Annotated in this window: 24 protein-coding genes; 16 read left to right on the top strand and 8 right to left on the bottom strand. The window is 70.1% G+C overall.

The annotated features are described in order from the left end of the window. Positions 1–19: 19 nt before the first annotated feature. The 3 genes from mmsA (at position 20) to IEZ13_RS07855 (ending at position 3959) form a co-directional block, all read left to right on the top strand. The gene (gene mmsA, locus IEZ13_RS07865; protein WP_183219065.1) at positions 20–1555 is read left to right on the top strand and encodes a multiple monosaccharide ABC transporter ATP-binding protein; all 1536 of its coding nucleotides are present in this window, start codon (positions 20–22) and stop codon (positions 1553–1555) included. After that, positions 1552–2796: a multiple monosaccharide ABC transporter permease gene (gene mmsB, locus IEZ13_RS07860; protein WP_183219064.1), complete on the top strand. Its 1245-nt coding sequence runs from the start codon at positions 1552–1554 to the stop codon at positions 2794–2796. The genes mmsA and mmsB overlap by 4 nt, the downstream gene beginning before the upstream one ends. Before the next feature lie 119 nt (positions 2797–2915). Further along, complete coding sequence (locus IEZ13_RS07855) at positions 2916–3959, top strand: ROK family protein (RefSeq protein ID WP_183219063.1); 1044 nt, start codon at positions 2916–2918, stop codon at positions 3957–3959. A 7-nt stretch (positions 3960–3966) separates the two neighbouring features. On the opposite strand, the gene IEZ13_RS07850 is transcribed toward IEZ13_RS07855, so the two are convergent. Continuing rightward, complete coding sequence (locus IEZ13_RS07850) at positions 3967–4302, bottom strand: STAS domain-containing protein (protein WP_183219062.1); 336 nt, start codon at positions 4300–4302, stop codon at positions 3967–3969. Positions 4303–4396: 94 nt separating this feature from the next. Next, positions 4397–5890 (bottom strand): glucose-6-phosphate dehydrogenase, encoded by a 1494-nt coding sequence (zwf, locus tag IEZ13_RS07845; protein WP_183219061.1) that lies wholly within the window; start codon positions 5888–5890, stop codon positions 4397–4399. Positions 5891–6081: 191 nt separating this feature from the next. Between zwf and IEZ13_RS07840 the strand changes: the two genes are divergently transcribed. Beyond that, positions 6082–7020 carry a DHH family phosphoesterase gene (locus IEZ13_RS07840; protein ID WP_183219060.1) on the top strand — a complete coding sequence of 313 codons (939 nt, stop codon included), beginning with the start codon at positions 6082–6084 and terminating at the stop codon, positions 7018–7020. Positions 7021–7272: 252 nt separating this feature from the next. On the opposite strand, the gene IEZ13_RS07835 is transcribed toward IEZ13_RS07840, so the two are convergent. Continuing rightward, positions 7273–8064 (bottom strand): DUF1775 domain-containing protein, encoded by a 792-nt coding sequence (locus IEZ13_RS07835; protein WP_183219059.1) that lies wholly within the window; start codon positions 8062–8064, stop codon positions 7273–7275. A gap of 99 nt (positions 8065–8163) precedes the next feature. On the opposite strand from IEZ13_RS07835, the gene IEZ13_RS07830 reads away from it, so the two are divergent. Both IEZ13_RS07830 and IEZ13_RS07825 read left to right on the top strand, forming a co-directional pair. Continuing rightward, a complete protein-coding gene (locus tag IEZ13_RS07830) occupies positions 8164–8373 on the top strand; it encodes an RNA-binding S4 domain-containing protein (RefSeq protein WP_183219058.1) in 210 nt (69 codons plus the stop codon). A gap of 43 nt (positions 8374–8416) precedes the next feature. Next, positions 8417–9286, top strand: coding sequence for a hypothetical protein (locus tag IEZ13_RS07825; protein ID WP_183219057.1), 870 nt, complete (start codon positions 8417–8419; stop codon positions 9284–9286). A gap of 178 nt (positions 9287–9464) precedes the next feature. Here the strand turns inward: IEZ13_RS07825 and IEZ13_RS07820 are convergent, their stop codons facing one another. Then, positions 9465–9833 (bottom strand): FKBP-type peptidyl-prolyl cis-trans isomerase, encoded by a 369-nt coding sequence (locus IEZ13_RS07820; RefSeq protein ID WP_183219056.1) that lies wholly within the window; start codon positions 9831–9833, stop codon positions 9465–9467. Positions 9834–9954: 121 nt separating this feature from the next. Between IEZ13_RS07820 and IEZ13_RS07815 the strand changes: the two genes are divergently transcribed. The 6 genes from IEZ13_RS07815 to IEZ13_RS07790 all read left to right on the top strand — a co-directional run bounded on the left by IEZ13_RS07815 (position 9955) and on the right by IEZ13_RS07790 (position 14829). Continuing rightward, the gene (locus IEZ13_RS07815; protein ID WP_183219055.1) at positions 9955–10830 is read left to right on the top strand and encodes a lytic polysaccharide monooxygenase; all 876 of its coding nucleotides are present in this window, start codon (positions 9955–9957) and stop codon (positions 10828–10830) included. Positions 10831–10932: 102 nt separating this feature from the next. Next, positions 10933–11214: a hypothetical protein gene (locus IEZ13_RS07810; protein ID WP_183219054.1), complete on the top strand. Its 282-nt coding sequence runs from the start codon at positions 10933–10935 to the stop codon at positions 11212–11214. A 33-nt stretch (positions 11215–11247) separates the two neighbouring features. Further along, positions 11248–12639, top strand: a complete 1392-nt coding sequence (locus IEZ13_RS07805) for a DUF4331 domain-containing protein (RefSeq protein ID WP_183219053.1) — start codon at positions 11248–11250, stop codon at positions 12637–12639. Continuing rightward, a complete protein-coding gene (locus IEZ13_RS07800; RefSeq protein WP_183219052.1) occupies positions 12636–13007 on the top strand; it encodes a phospholipase in 372 nt (123 codons plus the stop codon). The genes IEZ13_RS07805 and IEZ13_RS07800 overlap by 4 nt, the downstream gene beginning before the upstream one ends. Positions 13008–13017: 10 nt before the next feature. Beyond that, on the top strand, positions 13018–14031 hold the full coding sequence (locus tag IEZ13_RS07795; RefSeq protein WP_183219051.1) for an AraC family transcriptional regulator: 1014 nt from the start codon (positions 13018–13020) through the stop codon (positions 14029–14031). A 243-nt stretch (positions 14032–14274) separates the two neighbouring features. Further along, a complete protein-coding gene (locus tag IEZ13_RS07790) occupies positions 14275–14829 on the top strand; it encodes a hypothetical protein (RefSeq protein WP_183219050.1) in 555 nt (184 codons plus the stop codon). On the opposite strand, the gene glgC is transcribed toward IEZ13_RS07790, so the two are convergent. Continuing rightward, on the bottom strand, positions 14826–16058 hold the full coding sequence (gene glgC / locus IEZ13_RS07785; RefSeq protein WP_183219049.1) for a glucose-1-phosphate adenylyltransferase: 1233 nt from the start codon (positions 16056–16058) through the stop codon (positions 14826–14828). The two genes, IEZ13_RS07790 and glgC, sit on opposite strands and share 4 nt — an antisense overlap. A gap of 87 nt (positions 16059–16145) precedes the next feature. After that, positions 16146–18353, bottom strand: a complete 2208-nt coding sequence (locus tag IEZ13_RS07780; protein WP_183219048.1) for a putative bifunctional diguanylate cyclase/phosphodiesterase — start codon at positions 18351–18353, stop codon at positions 16146–16148. Between the two features lie 73 nt (positions 18354–18426). On the opposite strand from IEZ13_RS07780, the gene glgA reads away from it, so the two are divergent. From glgA to IEZ13_RS07760, 4 genes are all read left to right on the top strand, one after another. After that, positions 18427–19635 carry a glycogen synthase gene (gene glgA / locus IEZ13_RS07775; RefSeq protein WP_229794539.1) on the top strand — a complete coding sequence of 403 codons (1209 nt, stop codon included), beginning with the start codon at positions 18427–18429 and terminating at the stop codon, positions 19633–19635. Beyond that, a complete protein-coding gene (locus IEZ13_RS07770; protein WP_183219047.1) occupies positions 19632–21254 on the top strand; it encodes a glycoside hydrolase family 10-like protein in 1623 nt (540 codons plus the stop codon). Before glgA ends, IEZ13_RS07770 begins: the two co-directional genes overlap by 4 nt. A 31-nt stretch (positions 21255–21285) precedes the next feature. Then, positions 21286–21444 carry a hypothetical protein gene (locus tag IEZ13_RS07765; RefSeq protein ID WP_183219046.1) on the top strand — a complete coding sequence of 53 codons (159 nt, stop codon included), beginning with the start codon at positions 21286–21288 and terminating at the stop codon, positions 21442–21444. 860 nt (positions 21445–22304) lie between these two features. Then, complete coding sequence (locus tag IEZ13_RS07760; protein ID WP_183219045.1) at positions 22305–22508, top strand: hypothetical protein; 204 nt, start codon at positions 22305–22307, stop codon at positions 22506–22508. Between the two features lie 501 nt (positions 22509–23009). Here the strand turns inward: IEZ13_RS07760 and IEZ13_RS07755 are convergent. Further along, complete coding sequence (locus IEZ13_RS07755; RefSeq protein WP_189285731.1) at positions 23010–23192, bottom strand: hypothetical protein; 183 nt, start codon at positions 23190–23192, stop codon at positions 23010–23012. A 1435-nt stretch (positions 23193–24627) separates the two neighbouring features. Beyond that, a complete protein-coding gene (locus IEZ13_RS07750) occupies positions 24628–26250 on the bottom strand; it encodes an ABC-F family ATP-binding cassette domain-containing protein (RefSeq protein WP_183219043.1) in 1623 nt (540 codons plus the stop codon). Positions 26251–26268 lie beyond the last annotated feature (18 nt).

Raw genomic sequence — 26268 nt, 5'->3', positions numbered from 1 at the left:
GCCCAATAGGAGGGTCCCCATGACCGACACGATCCTGCGGATGAGCGGCATCACCAAGACGTTCCCGGGCGTCAAGGCGCTGCAGGATGTCAACCTGGAAGTACGCAGGGGAGAGATCCACTCCATCTGCGGGGAGAACGGGGCCGGCAAGTCGACCCTGATGAAGGTGCTGTCCGGTGTCTACCCGGACGGCACGTACGAGGGCGACATCTCTTTCGATGGCGAGCTCTGCCGGTTCTCCGGAATTCGCGACAGCGAGCACCGCGGCATCGTCATCATTCACCAGGAACTGGCGCTCGCGTCGAATCTTTCCATCGCCGAGAACATTTTTCTCGGGAACGAGCAGGCCACGAACGGCTGGATCAACTGGAACCGGACCAACGCGGCGGCCGACCAGCTGCTGCGCCGGGTCGGTCTCTCCGAGACCGCGGTCACGCCGGTCATTCAGCTCGGCGTCGGCAAGCAGCAGCTCGTGGAGATCGCCAAAGCACTCTCCAAAGAGGTCAAGCTGCTGATCCTCGACGAGCCCACCGCGGCGCTCAACGACGAGGACTCGGCACACCTGCTCGACCTGCTGCGCGGCCTGCGCGACGAGGGCATCACCTGTGTGATCATCTCGCACAAGCTCAACGAGGTGATGGGCATCTCGGACCGGGTCACCATCCTGCGGGACGGCAAGACCATCTGGACCGAGGAGACCGCGAACCTCACCGAGGACAAGATCATCTCGGGCATGGTGGGCCGCGACATGGAGCACCGCTACCCGGAGCACGAGCCGACCATCGGCGACGAGGCGCTGCGGATCGAGGACTGGACCGTCTACAGTCCCACCCAGCCCGACCGGGCCCTGGTCCGCAAGGCCAACCTGACGCTGCGCCGCGGCGAGATCGTCGGCCTGGCCGGCCTGATGGGCGCCGGCCGCACCGAGCTGGCGATGAGCGTCTTCGGCCGCTCCTACGGCGTCAACATCTCCGGCCGCCTGATCAAGGACGGCCGGGAGATCCAGGCCCGCAGCGTGCGCGAGGCGATCGACCACGGACTGGCGTACGCCACCGAGGACCGCAAGCGCTTCGGCCTGAACCTGATCGAGGACATCAAGCGCAACGTCTCCGCGGCCGGGCTCGGCAAGCTCGCCAAGGGCGGCTGGGTCGACGGCAACGAGGAGTACCGGGTCGCCGACGAGTTCCGGGCCAGCATGAACATCAAGGCCCCCAGCGTCGAGGCGATCACCGGCAAGCTCTCCGGCGGCAATCAGCAGAAGGTCGTGCTCTCCAAGTGGATCTTCACGGATCCGGACGTGCTGATCCTCGACGAGCCGACCCGTGGCATCGACGTCGGCGCGAAGTACGAGATCTACACGATCATCAACCGGCTCGCCGACGAGGGGAAGGCCATCCTGGTCATCTCGTCCGAGCTGCCCGAGCTGCTCGGGATCTGTGACCGCATCTACACCCTCTCGGCCGGCCGGATCACCGGCGAGGTGCCGCGTGCCGAAGCCACGCAGGAAAGCCTGATGACCCTGATGACGAAGGAAGTACAGGAGGTGGCGCCGTGACCGCCGCACCCACCAGCACCGGCGTGCAGCCCGGCAGGGGACCCGCACCCCAGGGTCAGGCGCCTCGCAAGGTCAATTTCGACCTGAAGCAGAGCGGCATCTACATCGCGCTCGCGCTGATCGTGGTGCTGTTCACCGTGCTGACCGGCGGCGACCTGCTGGCGCCGCAGAACCTCAGCAACATCATCGTGCAGTACTCGTACATCCTGGTGCTCGCGATCGGCATGGTGCTGATCATCATCGCCGGGCACATCGACCTCTCGGTCGGCTCGGTGGTGGCGGCCACCGGCGCGTTCGCCGCGGTCATGATGGTGGAATGGGATGTTCCCTGGCCGCTTGCGATTCTGCTGACGCTGATCTTCGGCGCGCTGATCGGCGCCTGGCAGGGCTACTGGGTGGCGTATTTCGGCATCCCGGCGTTCATCGTCACGCTCGCCGGCATGCTGCTGTTCCGCGCCGTCACCTACATGATCCTCGGCAACAAGGGCATCGGCCCGTTCCCGGAGCAGGTCCGGACCGCGGCCAACGGCTTCATCCCCGGTTTCCTCAACAACGTCGCGCTCGGGCCACTGGGCGGCGCCGACCTGTTCAGCATCATCGTCGGTGTGTCCGTGGTCGCGGGCATCGCGGTCGTGCAGTACCGTGCCCGCGCCGGCCGGATCCGCTACAACCAGGTCGTCGACCCGGCGTGGCTGTTCTCGGTCAAGGTGGTCGTCCCGGCCGCGCTGGTGATGTTCGTGGTCATCCAGCTCGCCCGGTTCCGCAACCTGCCCTGGGTGCTCGTCCTGCTGGCGCTGCTGGTGGTCGGCTACACCCTGGTCACCAACCGGGCCGTCTTCGGCCGCCAGATCTACGCGGTCGGCGGCAACCTCCAGGCCGCGACGCTCTCCGGCGTCAAGGTCAAGTCCGTGGTGTTCTGGCTGTTCGTCAACATGGGCGTGCTCGCCTCGGTGGCCGGCCTGATCTTCGCGGGCCGTCTCAACCTGGCCGGGCCGACCGCCGGTAACAGCTTCGAGCTGGACGCCATCGCGGCCGCGTTCATCGGCGGCGCCGCGGTCCAGGGCGGTGTCGGCAAGGTGGTCGGCGCCATCACCGGCGGCCTGATCATGGGTGTGATCAACAACGGTATGGGCCTGCTCGGCGCCCAGACCGAGACGGTCATGCTGGTCAAGGGCGTGGTGCTGCTGGCCGCGGTGGCCTTCGACGTCTGGTCGAAGCGCCGCACGGCGGGCGCCCGCTGAGTTAGGTACACGCCGTTCCGGTACAGGGCCTTGAACCGGGACGGATTAGAGGCCGGCGCTTCCTGGGAGAAGCGCCGGCCTCCTTTCATGCTCGGGTGATCCCACCTAGGCTCAGTGCCGTGGATCAGGCTGAATCGGTACGCACCCCGTCCTCCTGGGTCGTCGTCGGGTTGGACAACGGCGGCACCTCCAACAACGCCACCGTGCTCGACGCCACGGGGCAGTTCCTCGTCGACCACCTGGTGGAGAACCCGAGCCGGGTGCTGGACGGCCCGGAGTCGGCCGTCGAGGCGCTCGCCGACGCGTTCACCGGCATCCTCGAACTCACCAGGACGCCGCGTTCCCTGGTTCGCGCGGTCGGCCTGGACACCCCGGGCCCGGCCAGCGCCAACGGCGTGATCTCGTCGAAGGGCGCCACCAACTTCAACCACGTGTCCTGGCACGGCTTCGACATCCGGGGCGCCCTGGAGGCCCGGCTCGGACTGCCGGTGGTCTACAACAACGACGGCAACGCGGCCGCTCTCTACGCCCACCACCAGCACTTCGGCGCCGCCGCCGCGGCGAACTCGTCGGTCTCCGCGATCGTCGGCACCGGCCTGGGCGGCGGTGTGGTCGAGGCCGGCGCGGTGATCCGCGGCGCCGCCGGGATGGCCGGCGAGCTGGGCCACGTGCAGATCCCGCTGCACGGCGTCCTCGAGAACGACCAGCCGGTCCCGCGGTGCAACTGCGGCTTCGAGGGGGACGTGGAGAGCGTCGCCTCGCTGACCGGCATCAAGAACAACCTGCTGCCCTACTGGCTGGCCCGGTTCCCGGAGCACCAGCTCGCGGGCGAGCCGATCGGCGCCGCCGCCAAGGCCCTGCGGGGGTACGCGGAGAAGGACGATCCCATGGCGCTCGCCGTGTTCGCGCAGCAGGCCAAGGCGATCGGCAAGCTGTTCACCATCGCGGCGAACTTCACCGACCCGGCCGCCTACTTCCTGGGCGGCGGTGTGGTCGAGGCGGCCCCGCACTTCCGGCAGTGGTTCCTCAACACCGTGCGGGAGAGCACCGACCTGCGCGACGAGCAGAAGGCGGTGGCCACCTTCGCCCTGGTCCCGGACCGGGACATGGCCGGCTCCCGGGGCGCCGCGGTAGCCGCCCTCAACACGGTGATCGTCGGATAGGCCCGGCTCACTCCTCCTTCAGGGCGGCCGCGACGTCGGGGAACATCGGCAGGTAGTCGCTGAGCCCGAGGGTGTCGAAGAGCCTGCGGAGGAAGCCGGACGGGGAGGCAAGGCGGACCCAGCCGCCCCGTTCGGCGGCGCGCCCGTGCGCGGTGACCAGGACGCCCACGCCCATCGAGTCACAGAAGTCGAGACCGGACACGTCCACGACGACCCGTGGGGCTGGGCGCTCGACCAGACGGCTCAGGTTTGCCTTGAGGGCCGGCGCGGTGTCGATGTCGAGTGATCCGCGCAGGACCAGAACGGCCGTGTTCGGTGGATGGTGCGCGACCGAGACCTGCATATGCGTCTGTCTTTCCATCGGGCCGGGGCGGGCTCAGCGATCGAGGATGATGACCACCCTATGCGAGCCCGCCGTCACCCGCAGGTTCCCCCGGTCAGGCGGCGTTTCGCCACTTGCGCCCGTTGCGGCCGATCAGCCGGTCCGCGTCGGTCGGGCCCCAGGACGCCGCCTCGTACGTCGGGATCGGCGAGTTGTCCTTCGCCCAGTGCTCGATGATCGGGTCGACGATCCGCCAGCACTGCTGCACCTCGTCGCTGCGGATGAACAGTGACGCGTCACCGATCAGCGCGTCCAGCAGCAGTCGCTCGTACGCCTCCGGGGACTCCTCGACGAACGTCTGGTCGTACGAGAACTCCATGCTGGCCGTGCGCACCCGGAAGGAGTGACCCGGCACCTTGGCGCCGAAGCGCAGCGAGATGCCCTCGTTGGGCTGGATCCGCAGGATCAGCGCGTCGGCGTCGAGGCCGGTCAGCTGGTCGGTCGGGATCGGCAGGTGCGGCGGCCGCTGGAACTGCAGCGCCACCTCGGTGAGCCGGGCCGGCAGCCGCTTGCCGGTGCGCACGTAGAACGGCACCCCGGCCCAGCGCCAGTTGTCCACGTTCAGGCGCATCGCCGCGTACGTCTCGGTGCGCGACAGCGGGTCGACGCCGACCTCCTCGCGGTAGCCCGCCATCAGCTCCTCGCGGGTGCCGCCACGCGTGTACTGACCGCGGACGGCGGCGTCGGCGATGTCCCGGTCGGTGGGCAGCCGGATCGCCTGGAGCAGCTTCACCTTCTCGTTGCGCAGGCCCTCGGCCTCGAACGACGCGGGCGGCTCCATCAGGGCCAGGGCCAGGACCTGGAGCACGTGGTTCTGCACGATGTCGCGCATCGCGCCGGCGTTCTCGTAGAACCCGCCGCGGGTGCCGACGCCGAGGGTCTCGGCCACGGTGATCTGCACGTGGTCGACCCAGGAGCGGTCCCAGATGGGCTGGAAGATCGAGTTGGCGAAGCGCAGCGCCAGAACGTTCTGGACGGTGTCCTTGCCCAGGTAGTGGTCGATCCGGAAGACCTGGTGCTCCTCGAACGCGCTGTGCACGACGCCGTCCAGCTCGCGGGCGGTGGCCAGATCCCGCCCGTACGGCTTCTCGATGACCAGGCGGGAGAACGAGCCCTCCCGCGGCTGGTTGAGCCCGGCGCCGGCCAGCCCGTTGATCACCGGCTCGAACGCGCCCGCCGGGGTGGACAGGTAGAACAGCCGGTTGCCGGCGGTGCCGCGGACCGCGTCCAGCTCGTCCAGCGTCTCGGCGAGCAGCTTGTAGGTCTCCGGGTCGTCGTAGCCACCCGCCACGTAGCGCACGCCGCCGGCCAGCTGGCGCTTCTCGGCGAGGCTGCGGCCACCCAGCGCGCTCTCCGCGAACTGGGCGTCGCTCATCGGCGTGCGCGCGACGCCGACCAGGGCGAACTGGTCGGGCAGGCGGCCGTGGCGAGCCAGGTTCTCCACCGCGGGCAGCAGCTTGCGGCGGGTCAGGTCGCCGGAGGCGCCGAAGATCACCAGCGTGGCTGGCGGCGCGCTGCGCTCCTGGATGAGCTGAGGTGCGTGGTCCATCTTCTGCGAGTCCTCCGACCGGGTCGTAACCGTTCGTCTGAACCTTACGGCCGAGGGCCCTTGGAGGGTTCATTCGCTTCCTGGAAAGCGGGACAACGTGGCGGTGAACACGTCCGTACGTCGATGCCGGAGGGCCAAAGCGAAAAAAGTGGCAAACTGGTGCCAAAGGTCTGGCAAGCGAGGGGGACCCCGTGAAGTACCGGCTGGTGACCAGGAGCGACTTCGACGGTCTCGTGTGCGCCGTGCTGCTCCGCCATCTCGACATGATCGACGACATCCTGTTCGTGCACCCCAAGGACGTGCAGGACGGCGTCGTCGACGTCACCGACCGGGACATCCTGACGAACCTGCCGTACGACGCCCGCGCGAACATGGTCTTCGACCACCACCACTCCGAGACCCTGCGCAACACCGAGGACCTGGGCAACCACGTCATCGACGGGGATGCGCCGTCCGCGGCCCGGGTGATCTACGAGCACTTCGGCGGGCGGGAGCGGTTCCCGAAGGTGTCGGACGAGCTGATGCGCGCGGTGGACCAGGCCGACTCGGCCGACTACTCGCTCACCGACATCCTCAGCCCGACCGGCTGGACACTCCTCAACTTCCTGATGGACAGCCGGACCGGCCTGGGCCGGTTCCGCAACTTCCGGATCTCCAACTACCAGCTGATGATGCAGCTCATCGACGCCTGCATCGAGCACAACGACGTGCACGAGATCCTGGCGCTGCCGGACGTGGTGGAGCGGGCGCAGCTCTTCCACGAGTGCTCGGCCCGTTTCGTCGAGCAACTGCACCGGGTCTGCCGGATGGACGGCGACGTGATCATCGTCGACCTGCGCGACGAGGAGGTGATCGAGGCGGGCAACCGGTTCATGGTCTACGCGCTCTTCCCGGAGGCCCGGGTCTCGGTGCACATCATCTGGGGCCGGCAGAAGCTCAACACCGTCTTCGCCTGCGGCAAGTCGATCCTGGACCGCGGGTCCCCGGTGGACATCGGCTCGGTGATGCTGCGCTACGGCGGCGGCGGGCACCTCGCGGCCGGCACCTGCCAGGTCCCGCACGAGGAGTCGGAACGGGTGGAACGCGAGATCATCGACGCGCTGCGCACCGAGCGGGTGGTGCCGGTCTGACCGTACGGGCGGGGCCGCGAGGCCCCACCCGTACAGCACGCGGATCACGGGCCTTGCCCGGGCCCCACCCGCCGGTCGTGGTTCCGCGCCCCACGCGCTAGCCACGACGAACCTCACGCCCACCCGCGTGAGGTGAGGGTTGTTCACGACCTGCCTCGAGTTCCGCGGCCCGCGAGCGGTCCACCTCGTCTCCACCGTCGTGAACAATCCTCATATTTCCCAAACCGCAGGCCCGGCCTGCTGTGGGAGTCTTCAGCCTTTGTAGCTCCACTTTCCGGCGGCTACCGGCTCCTTCTCGGCGGACTCGTCGTCGCCGGAGGGCGTCTCGTCGGGCTCGGCCGGCTCGTCCTCGGTGGCCCGGTGCCGGTTGCGCAGCAGCACCCACCCGGCGCCGAGCAGCGCCAGCCCCGCCACCAGCCAGCCGGAGACGGTGACCCAGGACGGGCCCTCCTGCGCCTGCTCGGCGAGCTGCCGGAACAGGGCCGCCTCGGCGTCGGTGGTCCCGGTCGTGCCGGAGCCCTGATCGTGGTGCGACACCGGGGTGGTCCCGTCGTTCGGCGTGAGCGTCACCGTGCCCGGCATGACCGGACCGGCCTTGCCGTCGGCGTACTTCGTCTCCACGGTGAACCGCATCGAGCTCAGCGCCGGCATCGGGCCCAGCGCCACGGTCAGGTCGGCGGACCTGCCCGGCTCGATCTTCGTGCCGTTCACCGCGAGCCAGACGATCGTGTCGGCGGCCTCGGACACCGGGGTGCCGCCGTGGATGGTGGTCAGCGGCTGGGCCAGCTTCCGGTACGTGATCCGCGGCGCCCAGTCGTTCACCGACAGCGGGTACACCTCGGCCACCGGGGTGTCCGCCGGGATCCTCAGCGTCACCTCGGTCACCGGCGCGGTGCCCTCGTTCGTCACGTGGAAACTGAGGTTCGCCCCGCCGCCCTGCGGCACGCTGGGCGGGCTCACCGTCACGTCGGCCGCGGCCGGGCCGGCGAGCGCCAGCACCCCGGCGGTGGTCACAGTGGTCAGCGCGCCCGCACGGCGGGCCATCCGGATAAGCCTCACGACATGTAGTTCGGATCACCGGCCCCGATGGTTCAACGCCCACCCAAGAGTTTTCCGTGATCTCGGCCGGTGGATGATGAACGGATGCGTGACGTGCCCATCGACGGCGACATGATCCGGCTCGGTCAGTTCCTCAAGCTGGCCGATCTCATCGACACCGGCGGGGAGGGCAAGGTCCTGATCGCCTCCGGGGACGTGACCGTCAACGGCGAGGTCGACCTGCGGCGCGGCCGTCAGCTTCATCCGGGGGACGTGGTCGAGGTGCTCGGCCGCAGGGCGCGGGTGGTTTCCTGACCGGGGCCGGAACCCGGACGGGGTGCGCGTCGTCGTACCCGTCATGAACAGAAACCGCGGCCTGCTGACCGCCGCCGTTCCCCTTCTGCTGCTGGGCGCGTGCGCCCAGCCCGGTGCCGCCGGTGACACGACCCCCGGCGCGCCGGTCGTCGAGAGCACCACCGCCTCCGCTGACCCCCAGGTGGCGTTGCGTGTGGAGTACCGCGGCGGCTTCGTGCCCGCCGAGTTCATCCCGTCCCGGCTCCCGCGGTTCATCGCCTACGCCGACGGCCGGTTGCTGAGCGAGGGCCCGGTCCCGCTCATCTATCCCGGCAAGGCGCTGCCCAACGTCCAGGAGGTCCGGGTCGGCCCGGAGCGGGTGCGCGAGCTGATCGCCGAGGCGGTCGCGGCCGGCGTGAAGACCGGCGCCGACTTCGGCATGCCGGGTGTGGCCGACGCGCCGAGCACCCGGATCGCCGTCGTCACCGCGGGTGGCGAGCAGGTGGTCGAGGTGATGGCGCTCAACGAGGCCCGTCCCGACGACGGGGCGCTGACGAAGGAGCAGAACGCCGCCCGCAAACGGCTGGCCGGTTTCCTCGGCGAGCTGGACTCCGCCTTCACCGGCTCGGCGCCGAAGCGGTACCAGCCGGAGCGGGTGGCGGTGCTGGCCCAGCCGTACCAGGACACCGGCGACGGCCTGGGTGGCGATCCGGTTCGCTGGCCCGGCCCCGAGCTGCCCGGCGGCTACCTCAACGAACAACTCAAGATCAACTGCCTGACCGTCGAGGGTACGGCGAAGGACGCCGTCTGGGCCGCCGCGGACAAGGCCAACGAGCGTACGCCGTGGGAGTCCGCCGGAAAGAAGTGGCAGGTCCGGTTCCGGCCACTGCTGCCCGAGGAGACCGGCTGCGATTCCCTGCTGAGGCAGGCATGACCCCGATCGAGGAGGTCGTGGAGGTCGTGCGGACCGGTGGCGGGCCCTCCCGCGACCACCGTGACGAGCGGCCCCGCGGTGACGAACCCGCTCCGGCCCCCGAGAGGCGAGCCCCGGCGAGCTGACACCACGACCGCCGGCGGCCACCGAGGAGGCGGTCGCCGGCGGTCGGGGCCGGTCAGTGGACCTGGAGCAGGTCCACCAGGAAGACGAGGGTCTCGTTCGGCTTGATCACGCCGCCCGCGCCGTTCGCCCCGTAACCCAGGTGCGGCGGGATCACCAGGCGACGGCGGCCGCCCACCTTCATGCCGGCCACACCCTGGTCCCAGCCGGCGATGACCTGCTGGCCACCGACCCGGAAGCCGAACGGCTCACCGCGGTTCCAGGAGGCGTCGAACTCCTTGCCCGTGGACTGCGCGACACCCACGTAGTGGACGCTGACGAACGCGCCGGGCTCCGCCTCCGGGCCGGTGCCCTCGACGATGTCCTCGATCACCAGTTCGGTGGCGGGGGCGTCGGGGACGGGGCCGACGTCGGGCTTGCTCATGAATCCTCCAGATCTCTTACCGGACTCGGCCATGCAATCACAGGTCGATCACCGCTGAACGAGCAGTGCCCGAAAGCCGTACTCCCGGGTGGCACCGTCCCAGCCGTACCCGGGAGATCTGATGTTCGTCCGCCGTCTCGCCCTCGCCGGCCTGCTCACCGTCGCGTCCGTGCCGTTCGTGCCGGCGCCCGCGCTGGCGCACGGGTCGCCCATCACGCCGATCAGCCGTAGCGCCGCGTGCGCCGGGAACGGGACGAAACGCGGCGCGCCGGCCTGCAAGGCCGCGCTCAAGGCCACCGACGGGTTCCTCGGGGCGTACGACAACCTGCGGCTCGCGAACGTGGACGACGACCGTGAGCGGGTGCCGGACGGGAAGCTGTGCAGCGGCGGGATCGACGCCTACCGCGGGCTCGATCTGGCCCGCGACGACTTCCCGTCGACGGCGGTGCGCTCGGGGCAGAAGCTTCCGATCACCTACCGGGGGACGATCCCGCACGAGGGCTCGTTCCGTCTCTATCTCACCCGGCCGGGTTACTCGCCGGAGCGGAAGCTGACGTGGGGCGACCTCACCGAGCTGACCGAGATCAAGGATCCGCCGCTGACCGGAGGGTCGTACCGGATGCGGGTGACGCTGCCCCGGCGGAGCGGGCGGCACATCCTCTACGTGGTGTGGGAGACGAGCAGCACCCCGGACACCTATTACTCCTGCTCCGATCTGGTCTTCCCGGCAGCGGTGGCCCCGTCCCGGTCGCCGTCGCCGGCGCCGTCCGCGGCGTCCCCCTCCCCATCCGTAGAAGTCACGAAAAAAGCGGACATAGCGTCTTCGGTGGAAGCGACCGCCGAGCCGTCGGCCACCCCACTGGTCCTGACCGCCGAGCAACCCACCGACGGCCGCCGCACACTCGGCCACTGGCTCATCGGCGGCGCCCTCCTGGCGATCTTCCTGGTCGTTCTCGGCGCCGGCGTCCGCCGACTGCGCCGCCGGGAAATCCATTGAGCTGTTTCGCCAAAAAGGTTTGAACCGCCCGCTCGTGGATCTCGTACTGACGGGCGTCGACGATGCACCGCCTGTCAGGCCCCCAACGACGAAAGGCCAAGCATGAGTCGTGTTCGTTACCGCGCCCAGTCCCGTACCTCGTGGCTGTCGCGTCGCCGGGTCCTGGCCCTCGCCGCTACCGGCGTCGGCGTCTCCGCCGTCTCGGTGGCCGGCCTGAGCCTCGCCGGCGAGTCCTCGAGCGGCGGCAATGGCGACGGTTCGCCGCTGATCCTGTCGCTGGTCGACGCGAAGAAGGGCACGATCGACGTCTTCTCCGGTGAGAAGCGCAAGACGATCACCGACAAGAGCCTGGCGAAGAGCCTGCTCAAAGCCGCCGGACGCTGACCTTCCGCCGTTTCGACAGGAGATTCCCCGAACATGTCTTCCCACCGCGAAGCGCCGGAGATCAGCAAGGACCCGGTCGCCGACAGCTCCGACCTGTACGCGTTCGTCAGCCCCGACGATCCGGACACGGTCACGATCATCGCCAACTACGTGCCGCTGCAGATCCCCGCCAGTGGCCCGAACTTCTTCGAGTTCGGCGACGACGTGCTGTACGAGATCCACATCGATGCGAACGGTGACGCCCGCCCGGACATCACCTACCAGTTCCGGTTCCGTACCGAACTGCGCAACGACAAGACGTTCCTCTACAACACCGGCCAGATCAAGTCGCTCGACGACGAGAACTGGAACCGCCGCCAGTTCTACTCGGTCACCAAGGTGGACGCGCACGGCAAGAGCACGGTGCTGGCCAACAAGCTCCAGTCCCCGCCGTGCAACGTCGGCAAGATCTCCATCCCGGACTACGACAAGCTCGCCGAGGACGCCGTCCACAAGCTGAAGACCGGTGAGAAGGTCTTCGCCGGCCAGCGCGCCGACGCGTTCTTCGTCGACCTGGGCGCCATCTTCGACCTGGGCACGCTGCGCCCGTTCCAGGACAAGCACCTGGTCGGCTCGCAACTGTTCAACTACGCCGGCAAGGCGGTCAACGCCACCGACAAGACCAACGTGCACAGCATCGCGATCCAGATCCCGCTGCACATGGTCCGCCGGGACGGCAAGAAGCGGGTCCGGGCCAAGGACGCCGGCGCGGTCATCGGCGTGTGGACGTCGGCCAGCCGCCGTCAGGTCGAGGTCCGCGGCAACAAGGGCGACGGCGACGTGGTGGTCGGCCCGCAGGTGCAGGTCTCCCGGCTGGGCAACCCGCTGTTCAACGAGGTCATCGTGCCGATGGCGGAGAAGGACAAGTGGAACAGCCTGCCGCCGAGCGAGGACAAGCGGTTCGCCGAGTTCGTCGCCACACCCGAGCTGGGAGCGCTCCTGCCGGTGCTCTACCCGGGCCTGTTCGACAAGCTGGCCGCGCTCAACAAGACCAAGGAGCCGCGCGCCGACCTGCTGGCCATCCTGCTCACCGGTATCCCGGACGGCCTGATCGACGGCTTCCAGAACAACACCGGCGCACTCCAGGCCGACATGCTGCGGCTGAACACGGCGATCGAACCGGCCGCCAAGGAGAACAAGTTCGGCCTGCTCGGCGGTGACCTGGCCGGCTTCCCGAACGGCCGCCGCGTCGCCGACGACGTCGTCTCCATCTCGCTGCGCGCCATCGCCGGCGTCACCGTCCCGCTGGTGAACGCCGACTTCGAGCCGGATGCCGCGGCCGCTCTGGTCGAACAGGGCCTGAGCATCAAGGACGCCAGCGCCGGCCTGCTCAAGAAGTTCCCCTTCCTCGGCACCCCCTTCGACGGATTCGGAAACCCCTCATGAGCCACGGCCACGGGCATCCGCACCACCACCACACGTACGCCCCGTCCGGGCAGGGCACCGTGATGCTGAACATCGGCGACGGGATCGGCGCGCTGATCATCCACACGCCGGCCCAGCTGCTCGGCCACGAGATCGAGGTGTCGCCGGTGGGGGACACCGGCGCCCGTACGCATGCCGCGGTCCGGGCCCGTTATGTCAGCTCCGGTGTCACCTTCTGTGTGGTGATCGACAGCCTGCCGGAGGGCCGCTACGCGGTCTGGCAGGACGCCGACACCCCGCTCACCCAGGTAGAAGTGCGCGGCGGCGCGGTCGCCGAGGTCACCTGGCCGGCGAATCTGGTTCCCGGGCGGAGGCCGGTCGCGGTCTAATCTGGACGCCATGGCAGGCGGTCGGTCTCCGGGCCCGGCGGCGCCGGGCGCGGACGTCCCGGTTCACATCAGCCTGCGCACCACCGATGTGGACGAGGCCCGCGAGTTCTGCCGAAGCCTGTACTACGGACCGCTGCGGATCGAGCCGGTCGGTGACCCCGGCCGGTTCCGGTTCCAGGCCGACGTGGTGGTGCTCGGCCCGATCACGCTCGGCGAGGTCGGCTACGGCACCGACATCCGGGTGTCGATCGCGGCGCTCGAGACGGCGTACCACGTGCTGGTCCCGCTGACCGGCATGCTCCGCTCCCGGCATCGCGGCGCCGTGGTCCTGGCCGACCCGACCAGGGCCGTGGTGTTCCGGCCGACCGGCGACATCGAGGTCGACTGGCCCGCCTCCTGCCGGCTGATCAGCGTCAAGGTGGAGCGGGCCGCCCTGGAACGGGAGGTGGACGCTGCCCTCGACCAGCGGGTGATCTCCCCGCTCCCGCTGGGCGCCACCTTCGACCTGGTCGACGGCCCGGGCCGCACCTGGGCGGCGATGGTCCGGCTGCTGCTCACCGAGCTGCGCGAACCGGACGCCCTGGCCAGCCGTCCGCGGATGGCCGCCCGCTGGCGGGACATGGTGGTCAGCGGCCTGGCGCTCACCGTCGAGCACCCCTACGGCGAGGAACCCGCCGGCCTCCAGGGCCCGCACCGGCCACGCACGGTGAAACGGGCCCTCGACGCCATGCACGCCGAGCCGTGGCGGGCGTACACGATCCATGACCTGGCGGCGCTGGCCGGCGTCGGCGTCCGGGTCCTCCAGGAGTCGTTCCGCCAGCACGTCGGCATGCCGCCGCTCACCTACCTGCGCCGCCTGCGCCTCGACGCGGTCCACGCCGAACTGTGCCGCTCCGACCCCGGCCAGGTCAGCGTCAGCGAGGTCGCCTACCGCTACGGCTTCACCCACCTGGGCCGCTTCGCCGGCGCCTACCGCACCCGCTTCGGCGAGACCCCTTCCCAAACCCTGCGCGACCGCCGCTGACCCTCCACACCATTGCTGGTACGGGGTGGAGCGTCCCCGCCGAATCCTCCTGGGCCGACCGTTTGACGGCGTCCTTTAAAATGCTTTTCCCGATCGTCCCGGTGGGGTCGTGAGATCGGGTGATTCTCCATTCTGCTGTTGCCTTTGCGGGATTCGCCGGGCCATTCTGGCGTCCGGGCTCAGCCGCCTGCTCCGGCGGTGCCGACAGGGGAGACAAATAAAGTGAATCGACCACATGGATTTGTGAAAACGGTTCTGTCCGGCGTTGCCCTGACAGTTTCCCTGATCGGCGCCGCCGGTTGCGGGGTGGCCGAGAAGCCCCCCGTCCGGCCGCCGGTGAATGTCGTCACGCCGGACAAGATCATCATTCCCGGGGGTGTCGATTTCCAGGGCCGCTGCGATACCCGGGTCTTCAACGAGGATCTCACCGGCGGAACCTGCGATTCGAAAATCGATCTGGTCGCCGCCTGCAAATTCGATCACCGGAAGGACGAGGACGAGAAGAGGAAGGTGGTCGAGTTCGTCCTGCGGGACAAGGGAAATCCCAAGAGTGGCGTCTGCCTCGACAGTCGCCGGGAATCGTTCGGCGGCATCAGCGACATGTCCGGGTACTGTGCGGAAACCTATGCCAAGGGCGACCGGGGGAAGGCCGTCGCGGAACTCGACGGCGACACCTGGCTGTGCCGCGAGAGGCTGGACGTCACCGCCCTCTGCATCGAGGACAACAACGACAGCCGGCTCAAGGCCGAGCGCCTCGGCAGCGGCCTCTGGCAGTGCTACCGCTACGAGCCCGCCTAGATCTCGACGCGCTGGCCCTTGCCGATGACCACCACGCCGTTGTCGCTGACCGTGTAGAGCTTGCGGTCGCGGTCGAGGTCGACGCCGATCTGGGCGCCCTCCGGGATGACGACGTTCTTGTCGATGATGGCGTTGCGGATCACCGCGCGCCGCCCCACCGAGACGCCCTCCATGATGACCGCGCCGTCGACGTGGGCCCACGAGTTGACCCGGACGTTCGGTGAGATCACCGAGCGTTCGACCAGGGCGCCGGAGATCACCACGCCGGGCGAGATCATCGAGTCGATGGCGCGGCCCTGGCGGTCGTCGTAGCCGTGCACGAACTTCGCCGGTGGCCAGGAGCCGTAGTTGGTGAAGATCGGCCAGTCGTGGTTGTAGAGGTTGAAGATCGGCAGGGTGGCGATCAGGTCGGTGTGGGCCTCGTAGAACGAGTCGAGCGTCCCCACGTCGCGCCAGTAGCCGCGGTCCCGGTCGGTGGCGCCGGGCACGTCGTTGTCGCGGAAGTCGTAGACGTTGGCCTCGCCGCGCTCCACCAGCATCGGGATGATGTTGCCGCCCATGTCGTGCTTGCTGTCCGGGTTCTGCGCGTCGGCGCTGACCGCCTCGCACAGGGCCCGGGTGGTGAAGACGTAGTTGCCCATCGACGCATACACCTCGCCGGGCGAGTCGGGCAGGCCCTGCGCGTCCTTCGGCTTCTCCCGGAAGGCGCGGATGCGCTTGCCGTCCGCGCCGACGTCGATCACGCCGAACTGGTCGGCGAGTGACAGCGGCTGACGGATCCCGGCGACGGTGACCGCGGCGCCCGAGGCGATGTGGTCGTTGACCATCTGCTTCGGGTCCATCCGGTAGATGTGGTCGGCGCCGAAGACGATCACGTAGTCCGGCGACTCGTCGTTGATCAGGTTGAGGCTCTGGTAGATGGCGTCCGCGGAGCCGGCGAACCAGCGCGGGCCGAGCCGCTGCTGGGCGGGGACCGGGGTGACGTAGTTGCCGAGCAGCGTCGACATCCGCCACGTCTTGGAGATGTGCCGGTCCAGGGAGTGCGACTTGTACTGGGTCAGCACGACGATCTTCAGATACCCCGCGTTCGCGAGGTTCGACAACACGAAGTCGATCATGCGGTAGATGCCGCCGAAGGGCACTCCGGGCTTGGCGCGGTCCGCCGTCAGGGGCATCAGGCGCTTGCCTTCACCACCGGCCAGGACGATCGCAAGCACCTTGACAGCCATGGGAAGGACGCTAATATTCCGGCCGCCCCCGCGCCACCCGAAAGGGCGGTTCGAAATATCTTGCTCCCCCTGCAATCGACTTGCCGGTCAGACCGCCGGGACCCGGGCCGCCTCCGCCAGAAGCACGTCGATCGCCTCGGCCGCACAGGGGCGGCCGAAGTGGTAGCCCTGCACGAGCGGGCAGCGCAGCCGCCGCAGCAGGTCCGCCTGCACCTGGGTCTCCACCCCCTCGGCCACCGCGACCAGCTCCCGGCTCCGGGCCAGTTCCAGGATCGCCCTGGTCAGGCTCACGTCCTGGGGCTTCGGCGGGTCCTCGTGGCGGCGGATGAAGGACTGGTCGATCTTGATGATGTCGACCGGCAGGGTGTGCAGGTACGCCAGTGACGAATACCCGGTGCCGAAGTCGTCGATGGCGATCCGGACCCCGTCCGCGCGCAGCGTGGCGAGCACCGCGGTGTCCGCGGCGTCGATGAGCACCGATTCGGTGATCTCCAGCACCAGCGCGGTCGCCGGCAGCCCGGTCTCCGCCAGGATCTCCCGTACCCCGTCGGCGAAGCCCGGATCGCGCAACTGGTGGGTGGAGACGTTCACGGTCAGGTAGAGGCCGTGCTCCCGGTACCATCCGGCGGCCCGGGCGCAGGCCAGCCGCAGCGCCCGGGTGCCCAGCGCGCCGATCAGCCCGGTCTGCTCGGCCACCGGGATGAACACGCCGGGCGGGACGGTCTCCTCGCCCCAACGCCAGCGCATCAGCGCCTCCACCCCCTGGATTTCGCCGGTCGCGGTGTCCACCACCGGCTGGTAGTGCATGAACAGGCCGTCGTCGACCAGCGCCTGCCGCAGGCCGGCGGCGATCCGGGCGCGCTCGCCCTGCTCGGCGCGCAGCGTCTCGTCGAACCGCGCCAGCCGCGCGCCGCCCGCCTGCTTGGCGGCGCGTAGGGCCAGGTCCGCGTCGCCCAGCACGGCGTCATTTCCCGGTACGCCGTCCGCGATCCCGGCCCGGGAGGTCAACGGGATCCACCGCTCGCCGACCACGAACGGCGCCGAGGCGATCGCCGCCATCACCCGCCCCGCCAACTCGCCGGTGTCCGCCGGCCCGGTCACCAGCAGGCCGAACTCGTCGCCGCCGAGCCGGGCCACCAGGTCCACCTCGGGGGCGAACAGCAGCAGCCGGCCGGCCGCCTGGCGCAGCACGGTGTCACCGACCGAGTGCCCGTACGTGTCGTTGACCTCCTTGAACCCGTCCAGCCCACAGAGGATCAGGGAGTACGGGCGGTCCCCGGCGGCGGCCCGGCCCAGGTGATCGAGCAGCAGGTCCCGGTTGGCGAGCCCGGTCAGCGCGTCGTGCCCGGCCCGGTACGCCAGGCGCTGTTGCAGGACCCGCTGCTCGTGCAGGGCCGCCCCGATCTGCCGGGCCCGCCGCTCGGCCAGCCGGCTGGACAGGCCGACCCGCAGCATCAGCAGTCCACACAGCCCGGCCGTCAGTACCGCCGGGACCACCACGACGGCGCGCGGGCTGGCGACGGCGGGCAGCAGCGGGGCGGCCACCACGGCCACGTACATGCCGATCAGCCCGGCCCGCCCGGGCCGCTCCCCGGTGGCGGCCGGCTGGACCGCCGCCGGGTGCAGCGCGGCGGCCGCCGTCAGCACCCACCACAGCTGCATGACGAGGTGCGGCCCACCGCCCGGCAGGAACGGCAGCGTGCCCTGGCCGCCGGCCACCGCGTAGACCAGGTGCGCGGCGACCAGCACGGCCCCGCCGGCGGCCAGCAGCGGCCGCCGGCGCGCGGTCAGCACCAGGGACGCCAGGATCGCCAGGTCGAGCACCCCGTCGAGGATCGCCAGGGCGTTGTCGATCGGCTGGTAGCCGGGCTCCCCCAGGTAGGGCAGGACGATGAACGCCCAGGCCACCATCGCCAGGCAGAGGACCACGGCGCCGGACTCGGCGGCCGATCCCGGGCGTTTGCGGCGGGTGAGCTGCACGGCCCCGGCCGCGTGCAGGGCGTACTGGAGGGCGAGCGACAGGCCCATCGGGGTGTCGTGCGGCGGCGGGGCGCCGGTCGCCGCCCGGACCGTCCACCAGGCGGAGGTCAGCAGGCCCGCGGTGCCGGCCGCGGCGATCAGCCACCAGCCGCAACGGTGCCGGCGGGCGGCCCGCCAGAGAATCGCGGTTCCGGCCGCCTGCGGGATCAGCCAGGCGGCGCCGACGCCCAGCAGATGCAGGGCGAGCACCGTCGCGAGGCCGCCGGCCAGCAGGCACTGCCAGGCCGGGAGACGGTGGGGGAACCGGAGGGGCATCGGGCCAGTGCACCTCCGGACGGTTGTCGTTCGGGTGCGGCCCCGGTCCAATCCGGGCGCTAAGCTGCGACTCGTGACGGACTCCACCACCCGCCTGCGTGCTGACCTGCTCACCCGTGAGTACCCACCGGAGGTCTACGGGGGCGCCGGGGTCCACCTCGAATACCTGACCCGTGACCTGCGCCGGCTCGCCGACGTCCGGGTGCACTGCTTCGGTGGGCCGCGCGACGAGGCGGGCGTCACCGCCTACCCGGAACCCGCCGAACTGTCCGGCGCCAACGCGGCGCTGCGCACCATGGGCGTCAACCTGGCGATGGCATCCGGCTGCGAGGGCGCCGACGTGGTGCACAGCCACACCTGGTACGCGAACTTCGCCGGCCACACCGCCAAACTGCTGCACGGCGTGCCGCACGTGCTCACCACGCACAGCCTGGAGCCGCTGCGCCCCTGGAAGGCCGAACAGCTCGGCGGAGGGTACGCGCTGTCCTCGTTCTGCGAGCGCACCGCCATCGAGAACGCCGACGCCGTCATCGCGGTGTCCGGCGGGATGCGGCGGGACGTGCTCAAGGCGTACCCCTCGGTTGATCCGGACCGCATCCACGTGGTCTACAACGGCATCGACACCGACCTCTACTCGCCGTCTTCCGGCACCGACGTGGTCGACCGGCTGGGCATCGACCGCGACCGGCCGAGCGTCGTGTTCGTCGGGCGGATCACCCGGCAGAAGGGCCTGCCGTACCTGATGCGGGCCTGCCGTGAGCTGCCCGCCGAGGCGCAGATCATCCTGCTGGCCGGCGCGCCGGACACCCCCGAGATCGCCGCCGAGGTCGCCGACCTCGCGCGCGAACTGCGGGCGGTCCGCGACCCCCACGGGGTGGTCTGGGTGCAGGAGATGCTGCCCAAACAGGAGGTCATCCAGGTCCTCACGCACGCCACCGTGTTCGTCTGCCCGTCGATCTACGAACCGATGGGCATCGTCAACCTGGAGGCGATGGCCTGCGAGACCGCGGTGGTCGCCACCGCGACCGGCGGCATCCCCGAGGTGGTGGCGGACGGTGAGACCGGCCTGCTGGTGCCGATCCGGCAGCTCGAGGACGGAACAGGCACGCCCGTCGACCCGGAGGGATTCGTCGCCGACCTGGCCGCCACCCTGACCCGGCTGCTGAACGACCCGGCGCTGGCCGAACGGATGGGCAAGGCCGGCCGCCGCCGCGCCGTGGAGAGGTTCAGCTGGTCCCGGATCGCCGAGGACACCCTCGAGATATACCGGACGGTCCGGTGAGCCTGCTCCGCCGGCCACCCGTGTGGGTGGCGCTGCTGTCCGCGGCCGCCCTGTTCGCGGTGGCCGTCGTCGGTCTCGGCCTGGTCCGGGCCGCCTTCTACGAGGCGCCCGGCGTCCCGGCCGGGGATCCGGTGGCGGCGGCCGAGGCGCCCGCACAGGTCGAGGCCGGCCGGTGCGGGACGCTGCCGGTCAGCGCGCCGCGTGAGCTGCGCGGCATGTGGCTCACCACGGTCTACAACATCGACTTCCCGAGCCGGCCGGGACTGCCGCAGGACCAGGTGAAAACCGAGTACCTGAAATGGCTCGACCTGGCCGTGGCGAAACACCACAACGCGATCTTCGTGCACGTCCGGCCCAGCGGTGACGCGTTCTGGCCGTCCGCGTACGCGCCCTGGTCGAACTGGCTGACCGGCAAGCTGGACGGCAGCGATCCCGGCTGGGACCCGATGGCGTTCATGGTCGGCGAGGCGCACGCCCGCAACCTGGAGTTCCACGCCTGGTTCAACCCGTACCGGGGCACCCAGTTCGCCCCGTCCGGCGCCGGCACCGACCTGACCAAGCTGCCCGCCGACCATCCGCTGGTGGTCCACCCGGAGTGGCGGATCGCGCATCCCGCCGGCGCCAAGGGCCGCTTCTACTACGACCCGGGCAATCCGGAGGCCCGCCGCTTCGTCGAGGACGCGATGCTGGAGGCCGTCCAGAAGTACGACGTCGACGGCGTCCACTTCGACGACTTCTTCTACCCGTACCCCGGCGACGGCGGCGGCGCGGACTTCCCCGACGGCGCCTCCTACGCGAAGTACGGCAACGGCAGGAACCGGGCCGACTGGCGGCGGGAGAACGTCAACACCCTGGTCCGCGAGATGAAGCAGCGGATCGCCGAGATCAAGCCGTGGGTCAAGTTCGGGATCAGCCCGTTCGGCATCTGGCGCAACGGCGGCGAGGGCTCCGACACCAAGGGCCTGGAGAGCTACAGCGCCATCTACGCCGACACCCGTAAATGGGTGCGCGAAGGCTGGCTCGACTACATCGTCCCGCAGCTCTACTGGACCATCGGCTTCGACAAGGCCGACTACGCCAAGGTGCTGCCCTGGTGGGCGAAAACGGTCAAAGGCACCGGTGTGCAGCTCTACATCGGGATCGCCGACTACCGGATCGGCGAGAAGGGCGACTGGAGCGACCCCGCCCAGATCGACAAACAACTGACCCTCAACGACCGGTACGGCGTCCAGGGCCAGGTCCACTACAACGCCAAGCAGATCCGTGCCGACCGGCTCGGCGCGGTCACCCGGTACACCGCCAGGCACTACGCGGCGCCCGCCCTGCTGCCGCCCATGTCGCGCCTGCCGGCATCGCCGCCCGCGGCGCCGCGCATCACCGGGGCCACCCGCGACGCCGGCGGCCGGATCACCCTGACGACGGCTGCGGCTTCCGGGGGCGCGAGCTGGGCCCTTTACCGCACGGGTGAGAAGGACGCGACCCTGATCGCCACCGGTCGTGCCGGCACCCCGGTGGTGGACCCGAAGCCCCCCGCCGGCCCGGTCACCTACTGCCTGAGCGGCCTGGACCGGTCCGCCAACGAGGGCCCCCTGAGCAGCCCGTTCATCACCGCTGGCTGACCTGTCCGTCCGTCTCGCCACCGAGCCGGTGGTGCTGGCGGCGCTGCTCCTCGCGGGCGGCGCCGGCGCGGCACTGGCGTATGCGCTCAAGCGGCTCCGAGGATCGGCGTTCCTGCCCACATTCCTGCTGCTGATCAGCTATTCCGCCGCCGCGACCGCGCTGTTCGTCAGCGGCGGCCGGACGCTGTAGTACAACGGAGTGGACCCGAGTCGTGCCTGGTAGACGACCCGTACTCCGTCGACGCGCAGGCCCTCCTCAACACGGTCCTCTTCATCCCGTTCGCGGTCAGCCTGACGCTCGCCGTCCGCAGGACGGTCGTCGCCACACTCATCTGCGCCGTCGCCGTACCGGCCCCCGAACTCCTGCAGACGATCACGAACAGCGGCGTCTGCGAGGCCGCCGACATCTTCCACAACATCCCCGGCCCCGGCCCCGGCCCCGGCCCCGGCCCCGGCCCCGGCCCCGGTCCTGGCCCTGGCCCTGGCCCCGGTCCTGGCCCTGGCCCCGGTCCTGGCCCTGGCCCTGGCCCCGGTCCTGGCCCTGGCCCTGGCCCCGGTCCTGGCCCTGGCCCTGGCCCTGGCCCTGGCCCTGGCCCTGGCCCTGGCCCCGGTCCTGGTCCTGGCCCTGGCCCTGGCCCTGGCCCCGGTCCTGGCCCTGGCCCCGGCCCTGGCCCCGGTCCTGGCCCCGGTCCTGGCCCCGGTCCTGGCCCTGGCCCCGGCCCGGTCCTGGTCCTGGCCCCGGTCCTGGTCCTGGCCCCGGTCCTGGTCCTGGCCCCGGTCCTGGTCCTGGCCCCGGTCCTGGTCCTGGCCCTGGTCCTGGCCCCGGCCTTGCGCGACGCGAAGCGGGCCGCCAGTCAGCCGACCGCCCCGGTCAGTCCGCCCCTTCGGTAGCGTCGCCTTCCGGTCGTGTTTCACCGGTCGCCCGGTCGCCGCCCGGCCGGTCGAGGTGACCGGTGGAGGCTCGCTGAGACTGTCTACCGCACTCACTCATGGCGTCCGTCCTGCCGGTCGCCTGCGACGCGATGTGGGCCTCCCCGGCGGCGATCGAGGATGGGCATCGACCGAAGCGAATGCTGGGATGATCTCGTGGATGAGTCGGGCCCGAGATCCGCTGTCTCGTTCGCGCGTGGTGTCGCCGTGCTCGCCCTGGAAGCCGATGCACAGGTGGCATACCTCAAGAAGCTGGGAGCCGCTCCGTCGGCTGACGAACCCGCACTGGAGTTCGACGACGGCCTTCGGCTGGCACCGACCTGAGGTGATGCAACCGAGCGTCCACGCAGACTCCGCGGCGCGGGCGTGATGGCGACTGGCGCGCCTGACAGTGTGGACGAGAAGTTGTCCTTCCGGCCTTACCGCCATGCACCCTCGGCGCGGTCTCGAAATGGGTGAATCGCGCCAGGAGGATCCCTTTCTCGGTAGTTCTGACATCGTCATGAATTTCATTCATTGCGGTGGCGCGATTTCAAGGTGCCGAATGAATTCAGGATGGCATGATCATCCGCTTACACCTCGCGATCGGATCGCGGAAGAATTTCCTCATGGGGCAGGGATCGCTGTTCAGTAGGGCGCAAACCGCGGAGATGCGCGACCCGACGAAGGCGCGAAATCATTCTCCCGAGCGGGAGGAGTTTCGTCGTATGCAACAGCGTCGTCGCGCTTTCGGCCTTCAGCGCCGCCACGCCGAAAAGCTTCGCCGCCTCCACCACAACCCAGCCGCCCCACCGACCTCGCCTGGCCCGGGCCGTCCCGCGGCCCTTATGGCACCCGCCGCATCGGCGGCACCGGCACCCGCCGCACCGGCACCCGCCGCACCGGCACCCGCCGCACCGGCACCCGCCGCACCGGCACCCGCCGCACCGGCACCCGCCGCACCGGCACCCGCCGCACCGGCACCTGCCGTATCGGCCGCACCTGCGGCACCGGCTGTATCTGCTGCACCTGCGGCATCGGCGGCACCGGCTGCATCTGCCGCGCGGCCGGTCGTTTCCGCTGAACGGCCGCAGCCTCCCGCGCGGTGCGCACCGGACAGCCGCAGACCGTTCACCGCAATCGAGTCCCTCCACATACTCGTAACCGCGCCGCCCGCGCCGCACACACCGGAACCGCTCCGCAGGCCGCACCCTGCGATCTCGCCGTCGCACCCGATGGCCGAACCGTCAACAGTCGGACAAGGGGTTCCAACTGGCCGTCAGAGTCGTCTCGGCCGCGGGTTGGAGGAGGGGTCGCGGTTGGCTGGGAGGTTCCGGCTGGTTGTCAGAGCTGTCTCGGCCGCGCTGAGTCAGCACCCACGGCCAGCCGAAGAGATCCACACAGGCCCGACTGCCGCGAGCGGAGTCGCCGGTCAGCCCCGGCGCCCCGCTGAAAACCTTGGCCACAGGCACCGCTGGAAATCCCGGCCGCCGACACCGGCCTACGCCTTCGCCGTTCCAACGACAAGGCCCCGACCACGGCATCCACCGCAACCCTCGACGCCAGGCCCCCATAGTCATCATTGGTGATGGCGTGGCCTCAGCCGGCATGGCTGTAGTCGTCATCGGTGATGGCATGCACTCAGCCGGCATGGCTGTAGTCGTCATCGGTGATGGCATGCACTCAGCCGGCATGGCTGTAGTCGTCATCGGTGACGGCACGCCCTCAACTGGCATGCCTGTAGTCATCATCGGCGATGGTTTGGCCTCAGCCGCATGCTCGTAGTTGTCAATGGCGATGGCTTGCCCTCAATCGGCATGCCCGTAGTCATCAACGGCGATGGAGCGTATTCAGTCGGCCTGCCCCGCAGTGGCTCGCCACCCGCTGACGGATTCGGCCATGCGTCGGCACGATCGATCACCGCAGGCATCGCGCATCACAAGATCAATCCGGCGCGCAGGCTGCGCAAGAAATCAAAACGCGCCGGCCGTGCAGGAACCCTGAGCGCAAGGGCAAGCGTAGAAGCCAGGAGCGCGCGGGCTGCGCAAGAAGTCCGAAGCGCGCGGGGCCGCGCAAGAATCCAGAGCGTGGGGCTGGCGGGTTTCCTGTGCGTGAGGGCTGGCGGGTTTCCTGTGCGTGAGGGCTGGCGGGTTTCCTGTGCGTGAGGGCTGGCGGGTTTCCTGTGCGTGGGGGCTGGCGGGTTTCCTGTGCGTGGGGGCTGGCGGGTTTCCTGTGCGTGGGGGCTGGCGGGTTTCCTGTGCGTGGGGCCGCGCAAGAATCCAGAGTGCGGGGGCTGGCGGGTTTCCAGAGTGCGGGGGCGTGCGGGAAACCTGAGTGTGGGGGCTGGCGGGATTCAGGGCGTGGCGGCGTGCGGGAATCCAGAGTGTGGGCGCACAAGAACCCGGAGGGTGCGGGGCGCGCGGGAACCTGGAGCAAGGGAGGGGCGCTGCGGTGGGAGCGCGCGTCAGGCGGTCACCTTTCCGTCGGCTACCTCGATGTGGCGGTTTGTGGCGACCGCCTCCAGCATGCGGCGGTCGTGGGTGACCAGCAGCAGGGTGCCGGTGTAGGAGGCCAGCGCCGACTCCAGCTGTTCGATGGCAGGCAGGTCCAAATGGTTGGTGGGCTCGTCGAGCACCAGCAGGTTCACGCCGCGCGCCTGGAGCAGGGCCAGTGCGGCCCGGGTGCGTTCGCCGGGGGAGAGGGTGGCGGCGGGGCGGAGCACGTGTGCCGACCGTAGGCCGAATTTGGCGAGAAGGGTGCGGACGTCGGCGTCCGGCCAGGTGGGGACGGCCGCACCGAACGCGGCCGCCAAGGGCTCGTCGCCGAGGAACAGGCCGCGGGCCTGGTCGACCTCGCCGATCACCACGCCGGGGCCGAGGTGACGGTCGCCGGAGTCGAGCGGGATGCGGCCCAGCATGGCGGCCAGCAGTGTGGACTTGCCGGAGCCGTTCGCGCCGGTGATGGCGACCCGGTCGGCCCAGTCGATCTGGAGTGTGACCGGGCCGAGGGCGAACGCTCCCCGCCGTACGATGGCATCGCGAAGGGTGGCCACGACGGCGCCCGCGCGTGGCGCCGCGGCGATCTCCATGCGCAGCTCCCACTCCTTGCGGGGTTCCTCGACCACCTCGAGCCGTTCGATGAGGCGTTCCGTCTGGCGGGCCTTGGCCGCCTGCTTCTCGCTGGTCTCGCCGCGGAACGCCTTCACGTGCTTGTCGTTGTCGGTGGCCTTGCGGCGGGCGTTGCGCACTCCCTTGTCCATCCAGGCGCGCTGGGTGCGGGCGCGTTCGAGCAGGTCCTCCTTCTTGTCGGAGTACTCCTCGTACTGGTCACGGGCGTGCTGCCGGGCCCGTTCGCGTTCTTCGAGGTAGGAGGCGTAGCCGCCACCGTAGAGGCGGACCTGCCGCTGGGCGAGGTCGAGTTCGAGGACCTTGGTGACGGTCCGGGTGAGGAACTCGCGGTCGTGGCTGACCACGACGACACCGGCGCGCAGCCCGGCGACGAACGATTCGAGGCGGGCCAGGCCGTCCAGGTCGAGGTCGTTGGTCGGCTCGTCGAGCAGGTAGACGTCATAGCGGCTGAGCAGCAGCGACGCCATGCCGGCGCGGGCCGCCTGGCCGCCGGAGAGGGCGGTCATCGGCAGGTCCGTGGCGAAACCCAGGTCGGTCTCGGCGATCCGGTCATCGAGGTCGGCGCCGCCCAGGTCGAGCCAGCGTTCGAGGGCGGCCGAGTACCGGTCGTCGGCGCCGGGCTTTCCTTCGGCGAGCTCTTCGGCGGCGGCGTCCATCGCCGCGTGCGCGGCGGTCACCCCGGTGCGCCGGCCGAGGAACTCGCGCACGGTCTCGCCGGCGCGCCGTTCCCGCTCCTGCGGCAGATATCCGACGTTGGCGGTGGGCGGGCTGAGCGAGACGCTTCCGCTCTCGGTGGCGATCAAACCCGCGAGGGTACGAAGGAGCGTGGTCTTGCCCGCCCCGTTGACGCCGACCAGTCCGATCACGTCGCCGGGTGCGACCACGAGGTCGAGTGCTTCGAAGAGGGTGCGGTCCCCGTGTCCCGCGGCGAGGTCGCGGGCGATCATTGTGGCGCTCATCAGGCACGATTCTAGGCC

It is taken from the genome of Actinoplanes campanulatus (assembly GCF_014647795.1).
Classification (GTDB): domain Bacteria; phylum Actinomycetota; class Actinomycetes; order Mycobacteriales; family Micromonosporaceae; genus Actinoplanes; species Actinoplanes campanulatus.
This window is presented reverse-complemented; position numbering and strand designations above follow the sequence as displayed.

What these genes read in the sequence shown, in the direction of transcription:
- mmsA (WP_183219065.1), top strand. Translation starts at nt 20, where the DNA reads ATGACCGACACGATCCTGCGGATGAGCGGCATCACCAAGACGTTCCCG.
- IEZ13_RS07850 (WP_183219062.1), bottom strand. Translation starts at nt 4,302, where the DNA reads ATGCAGGTCTCGGTCGCGCACCATCCACCGAACACGGCCGTTCTGGTC.
- zwf (WP_183219061.1), bottom strand. Translation starts at nt 5,890, where the DNA reads ATGGACCACGCACCTCAGCTCATCCAGGAGCGCAGCGCGCCGCCAGCC.
- IEZ13_RS07835 (WP_183219059.1), bottom strand. Translation starts at nt 8,064, where the DNA reads ATGGCCCGCCGTGCGGGCGCGCTGACCACTGTGACCACCGCCGGGGTG.
- IEZ13_RS07830 (WP_183219058.1), top strand. Translation starts at nt 8,164, where the DNA reads ATGCGTGACGTGCCCATCGACGGCGACATGATCCGGCTCGGTCAGTTC.
- IEZ13_RS07825 (WP_183219057.1), top strand. Translation starts at nt 8,417, where the DNA reads ATGAACAGAAACCGCGGCCTGCTGACCGCCGCCGTTCCCCTTCTGCTG.
- IEZ13_RS07820 (WP_183219056.1), bottom strand. Translation starts at nt 9,833, where the DNA reads ATGAGCAAGCCCGACGTCGGCCCCGTCCCCGACGCCCCCGCCACCGAA.
- IEZ13_RS07815 (WP_183219055.1), top strand. Translation starts at nt 9,955, where the DNA reads ATGTTCGTCCGCCGTCTCGCCCTCGCCGGCCTGCTCACCGTCGCGTCC.
- IEZ13_RS07810 (WP_183219054.1), top strand. Translation starts at nt 10,933, where the DNA reads ATGAGTCGTGTTCGTTACCGCGCCCAGTCCCGTACCTCGTGGCTGTCG.
- IEZ13_RS07805 (WP_183219053.1), top strand. Translation starts at nt 11,248, where the DNA reads ATGTCTTCCCACCGCGAAGCGCCGGAGATCAGCAAGGACCCGGTCGCC.
- IEZ13_RS07800 (WP_183219052.1), top strand. Translation starts at nt 12,636, where the DNA reads ATGAGCCACGGCCACGGGCATCCGCACCACCACCACACGTACGCCCCG.
- IEZ13_RS07795 (WP_183219051.1), top strand. Translation starts at nt 13,018, where the DNA reads ATGGCAGGCGGTCGGTCTCCGGGCCCGGCGGCGCCGGGCGCGGACGTC.
- glgC (WP_183219049.1), bottom strand. Translation starts at nt 16,058, where the DNA reads ATGGCTGTCAAGGTGCTTGCGATCGTCCTGGCCGGTGGTGAAGGCAAG.
- IEZ13_RS07780 (WP_183219048.1), bottom strand. Translation starts at nt 18,353, where the DNA reads ATGCCCCTCCGGTTCCCCCACCGTCTCCCGGCCTGGCAGTGCCTGCTG.
- IEZ13_RS07760 (WP_183219045.1), top strand. Translation starts at nt 22,305, where the DNA reads ATGGGCATCGACCGAAGCGAATGCTGGGATGATCTCGTGGATGAGTCG.
- IEZ13_RS07750 (WP_183219043.1), bottom strand. Translation starts at nt 26,250, where the DNA reads ATGAGCGCCACAATGATCGCCCGCGACCTCGCCGCGGGACACGGGGAC.